The organism is Clostridioides sp. ZZV14-6345 (assembly GCF_020657775.1).
In the GTDB taxonomy this organism is placed as follows: Bacteria; Bacillota; Clostridia; order Peptostreptococcales; family Peptostreptococcaceae; genus Clostridioides; species Clostridioides difficile_D.
The window spans coordinates 1-4,724 of record NZ_JAGWCX010000119.1 but is presented as its reverse complement, the minus strand read 5'-3'; the positions used below and the strand labels follow the sequence as shown (position 1 = coordinate 4,724).

5 protein-coding genes are annotated in these 4,724 nt (G+C 24.5%); 2 read left to right on the top strand and 3 right to left on the bottom strand.

Annotated elements, in window-relative coordinates:
• Nucleotides 1-18: 18 nt before the first annotated feature.
• The 3 genes from KGF39_RS18905 to KGF39_RS18895 are packed head-to-tail and all read right to left on the bottom strand — an operon-like array spanning nucleotide 19 to nucleotide 2,517.
• The gene (locus KGF39_RS18905; RefSeq protein WP_227823496.1) at nucleotides 19-588 is read right to left on the bottom strand and encodes an ABC transporter permease; all 570 of its coding nucleotides are present in this window, start codon (nucleotides 586-588) and stop codon (nucleotides 19-21) included.
• Nucleotides 589-593: 5 nt separating this feature from the next.
• Nucleotides 594-1,481, bottom strand: coding sequence for an ABC transporter ATP-binding protein (locus tag KGF39_RS18900; RefSeq protein ID WP_227823495.1), 888 nt, complete (start codon nucleotides 1,479-1,481; stop codon nucleotides 594-596).
• 13 nt (nucleotides 1,482-1,494) lie between these two features.
• Nucleotides 1,495-2,517, bottom strand: a complete 1,023-nt coding sequence (locus KGF39_RS18895) for a hypothetical protein (protein WP_306800933.1) — start codon at nucleotides 2,515-2,517, stop codon at nucleotides 1,495-1,497.
• A 576-nt stretch (nucleotides 2,518-3,093) separates the two neighbouring features.
• Here KGF39_RS18895 and KGF39_RS18890 point away from each other — a divergent pair.
• Both KGF39_RS18890 and KGF39_RS18885 read left to right on the top strand, forming a co-directional pair.
• Nucleotides 3,094-3,270: a hypothetical protein gene (locus KGF39_RS18890; RefSeq protein WP_009889562.1), complete on the top strand. Its 177-nt coding sequence runs from the start codon at nucleotides 3,094-3,096 to the stop codon at nucleotides 3,268-3,270.
• 961 nt (nucleotides 3,271-4,231) lie between these two features.
• Nucleotides 4,232-4,570 (top strand): TIGR04076 family protein, encoded by a 339-nt coding sequence (locus tag KGF39_RS18885; protein WP_227823493.1) that lies wholly within the window; start codon nucleotides 4,232-4,234, stop codon nucleotides 4,568-4,570.
• Nucleotides 4,571-4,724: the final 154 nt, after the last annotated feature.

The following is a 4,724-nucleotide window of genomic DNA, read 5'->3' as shown; positions in this document are numbered from 1 at the left end:
AGTCACAAGTGTGCATAGCTATTTTTTAATCAATCCGCCTAATATAAATGGAATTATAGCTGATTTAAATATAGATGAAAGTGTTAAGCCTATTTGTGCAAATATAAAGGAAGCAAAAATAGCAGTGCCTATAATAATTAGATACATTTGTATCACTGTGAGGTTTAAGCTACTACTCCCAAAATACCATAAATTCTTAATCGGTTCATCTAAATTTTTAAAGCCAAAAAAACTAAATCCTCTAATTCCTACTAATAATATAAAAGAAATATTAATAATAGATAAAATTAAACCATTAGCTATTATTTTTGATAAAACTGCTGATTTCTTTCCATTTTTAGTCGTATTTATTAAACCAGTCATATTAGAATCATATTCTTTAGTGTAACTTCCAGAAGTTATTATAAACATTATTAAACCTATTAGAGGTATGGAGCCTTCTATCTTGTAAAATATATCTGCATAAGTATCTAAAACATCAAACTTTTTAATCAGAAGAAATCCAAAAAATAGTAAAAACGCCCAAATTATCCAAATGCTTCTTGATTTTAATATTTTTATCATTTCAGCTTTAACTAAATATATCATTTCTACTACACCTCCTTTGTATCTTCTAAGTCAAAATAAAACATATATACATCTTCAAATTTTGATTGAACTGGTTGTGTATTAGTTTCGGTTGGAATATTATCTGCAACAATTCTAAGTACTATTGAATCAACATCACTTTGAATACTTATAACCTTATACTTAGATTGTATATTATTAACTTCATATTCATTTTTAACTTGAATATTATATACTTTGTTTTCCATATGGCTTAATATTTCTTTGTGTGTTCCTTTCATTAGAAGTTTACCATTTTTAATCATTATTGTTTCTTTTGCAACTGATTCTATATCGGAAATTATATGAGTAGAAAGTATTATTATCTTATCTCTAGATATTTTTGCTATTAAATTCCTAAATCTAGCTCTTTCTTGTGGGTCAAGACCTGCTGTTGGTTCATCAAGTACTATTATCTTAGGATCGTTTAATAAAACTTGTGCTATACCAACTCTCCTCTTCATCCCTCCAGAAAACTTTCCTATAGACTTATTTCTCACATCATAAAGTCCTACTAAATCTAATAGTTCTCCTATCTTACTACTTAAATCTTTTCCCTTTAAACCTTTTAAAGCTCCAATATACTGTAAAAATTGTTTTGCTGTAAAATTTTTATAAACTCCAAATTCTTGTGGTAAATAACCTAAAATATTTCTATACTTATCATCCATCTTAAATACATCTTCCCCATTGTAAAGTATCTGACCTTCATCAGGTTTTATCAATGTTGTTATTTGTTTCATTAGGGTTGATTTTCCTGCTCCATTTGGTCCTAAAAGACCATAAACTCCATTTCCCAGAGTTACTGTAATCTTATCATTTGCTACTTTTTTACCATATATTTTTGAAATATTTTTTATTTCTAATTTATTCATTTTAGCTCTCCCTTTATCTACTTATATAATCTGACTTTATTACTAAAAAACATAATGACATAACACCTATAAATATTGCTATCAAAAATCCTATCAATAGATTAACAATATCTATATTCATTTTAAATATCATAATATCACCTAGATAATTTCCTATTATTTTATTAAAACCAAATATCAAATCATAATAATTTACAGTTGAAATAACTGAAAGTATTTTTTTAGGTAATATATTAATTACTGACATTACCTTACTTATAGCTATGATAAATATAAAAAAACTTATTGATGATATTGAAGATTTACTTATAAATGACCCTAATATGGCTATCATAGCCCATCCTTCAAACATTAAAAGCTCTATACCTATATTTGATATTGCATAATTTGTTATACTGGAATTAGTTTTCAATCTAGCTATATTGTCTACTATTCTAAAAGATTCCAAATCTCCATTAATGGGTATCCCTTGCTGTATAAAAGTTATAATGAATATTCCCATTAAATAAAAAAAATAAATTATTAATGGAACTAATAAAGCAACAAATATTTTAGATTTTAATGCTTTTTTCTTCTCTTTTGATGATAGTATGATATCTCTTGCTGAGGAAACTACTTCGTCTATATAAATATTTGATATCATTATAGATATAATGATTAACATTCCTACATTTATAAGTGAATTTGTAGCCCTATAATTAAATACCTTCCAAAAATTAATATCTTTATATTCATTTACACTTATATTATCAAGTTTGTTCTTTGATATTGATTTAATTTTTTTAGAAAATTCATCTATACCTGTTCGATTTGAAAATTGTTTTAAAACATTAATCTTGCTTTGAAATTTATCATTTCCTATATTACTACTACTCCTTGTGTCTTCTATACGACCTTTTTCTTTATCTATATAATAATTCTCTGTTTCTAAAACAGGTCTAATAAATATACTGATTAGTAGTATTAACATTAGTATCCCTAGAGATATATACATACTCTTCGATTTAACCAATTTTTTTATTTCCCAATTTACCAACATACTTCTCCTCCTAAATCATTTTATTTATACATATATATTAAAACTTAAATCTTATATAAATGTAATTCTAACCTTAAATAAAGCTTAAATTATTTTATTTATCAAAACTAGGCGAAATACTCCATCCTCAACGTAAGTAGGGTGGAGATGTAAGCCTGTAATATAAGTTAAAAGGAATTACCGAGGGTAGTTAAGATTGAGTAGTTCAATGTTGTCCAAACTGTAGTCATTATTTAGATTTAAAGATGGAATTTTTGAAGAATGGCGCCTACTGTCCTTATTGTGGAAAGGTTATTAAATAGTTGCATATAACTTTATTTATCCTTGAATCTTCTTTTTAAAAACAAGTATAATTTTAGAATATTTTATATTCTCAAACAAGCATGTTGAATAATAAGGCATCTTCTAGTATTATATATTTGTAGAATAAAACTAAATTGGTAAAACTAGGAATATTTAGTTTTATAAAGTTAAGTTATAGGAACTAGTACTAAAAAATTTTATAAGTTATGTTAATTGGTTACTAAAATAAACTTTTTTATTTTTACTAAATTTTTTAGGGGGATGGATAATATGTTTATTGGAGAAATAGACAAATGTACACATATACTAACTGCTTACATCAGTAGTTCATATGATTATTGTAATTTTTTAGATACACAGTTAGATGATTTTATATCAGAATATGGAGAAACTGTAGTTGAAACCTGCTTACATCAAGTTTTATTGTTAGTAAGTAGATATAATTAAAATTAAGTTTTCTAGAAAAACCTTTTTAGATTTATCTACCTTAATAAATATATAATTTTTTTGTACTTTATAAGTAACTATAACTTCTGCTAAAGTAAAGATGTATTGGGAGTACATCTTTACTTTTTCATTAGAGAAGTTAAAAGCATAGACCATAAAAATAAATCATCCAATACAAATTACACATTCCTTATATAACTTAATGTACAAGAATCATTCTATACATATATTCTGAAATCTCATCAAATATGACTCTAAACTTTTACTATTTTATACATTCTCTATAAATCACACAAATCACATCTATAAAATCCCCCTGGTATGTTTAAACCACCTATAAAATAACATCAATATTTAGAATATTCAATATCAACTGCATAACTGGTCAACAAAAACGTATAACTAGACAAATTTCAATATTTATATAAATAATACAAGAAAAACAATCATTTTATTTATATATATTTTTTATTTTTTGTTTATATTAAAGAACTATATTGATTAATTTATTTTATTTAGTAATTATAAAAATATCTCTTAGAATATATTCTATACTTATAGATTAACTTTAATATTTTTAATTTAGCAAAAAAATTAAACGCTCAAAAATTTTTCCATATTTTATATCATTAATTAAGTATCTTATTTTAATATTATTTATAAGTTTCACATATTAAAAATACATATATTAACATAATCCTCTTTTGGAAAACAAATAGTCAGCTTATTAACTCAAAAAATTATAACTGTTTTCCATTAATAATCTAAAAAACATATCTAAATATAATAGAAATTATATTTGTTAAACCTTATATGTTATAGCCTTTCATTACTATTTAGTCCTAGTGCTATAATAAAAGTACTCTCCTAAAAGTTAGTACTTTACTTGAAAGTAAGTACTTGTTCAAACATGAAATAGAACATATACTTATATAAATAAATCTATAAGGAGATGAATTTTATGAAGAAATGTAAGATAGAAGTGATAAAAACTACATTCCATAAAGATTTAGCAGATGAATATGGATGTGAAGGTCTTGGAAAATGCCCTATGCATGAAGTAGGAGAAGTATTTTTTGGAGATTTTGCTAAACCCGAAAAATTATGCGATGAAGCATGGAAGGCAATGTATCAGTATGTATTTGCTCTATCTCATGGTAGTGAATTATTTTACTATGGAGATTGGATAAATAAAGAAGGCGTTGCTATATGCTGTTGTAATGATGGTATTCGTCCTGTTATATTTAAAATTGAGAGAACAGATGATGAGTCTAAAATAGAATATAAACCTGTTAGATAAAGTAATTTACAACTATTTATATCAATACAATAATGTTATTCTATTTTTTTGTATGCTTCTACAATATTGTAATGTAAAATATACTTATATTGCTAAATTGATTCTATTTTTTAATAAAAAAGGGGTCTTTAAAATAAAGTGTGTATTCTTCTAA